Annotated in this window: 1 protein-coding gene; it reads left to right on the forward strand. The window is 73.8% G+C overall.

The features are described 5' to 3' along the window. The coding region (locus IH09_RS36275) for an HAD-IC family P-type ATPase (protein ID WP_190233536.1) at nucleotides 1-347 on the forward strand (347 nt) is incomplete at both ends.

Below are 347 nucleotides of genomic sequence, written 5' to 3' on the forward strand. Positions count from 1 at the left end.
GCCGTCCGACGGCTCCGCGCCCTCGGACTCACCCCCGTCCTGCTCACCGGCGACAACGAAGCCGTGGCCCGCGCCGTCGCCACCGAAGTCGGCATCGACGAAGTCATCGCCGAAGTCCTCCCCCAGGACAAAGTCGCCGTCATCCAACGACTCCAGACCGAAGGCCGCTCCGTCGCCATGGTCGGCGACGGCGTCAACGACGCCGCCGCCCTCGCCACCGCCGACCTCGGACTCGCCATGGGCACCGGCACCGACGCCGCCATCGAAGCCGGCGACCTCACCCTCGTCCGCGGCGACCTCCGCACCGCCGCCGACGCCATCCGCCTCGCCCGCGCCACCCTCGGCAC

It is taken from the genome of Streptomyces celluloflavus, from assembly GCA_000720995.1.
Taxonomy (GTDB): Bacteria; Actinomycetota; Actinomycetes; order Streptomycetales; family Streptomycetaceae; genus Streptomyces; species Streptomyces celluloflavus.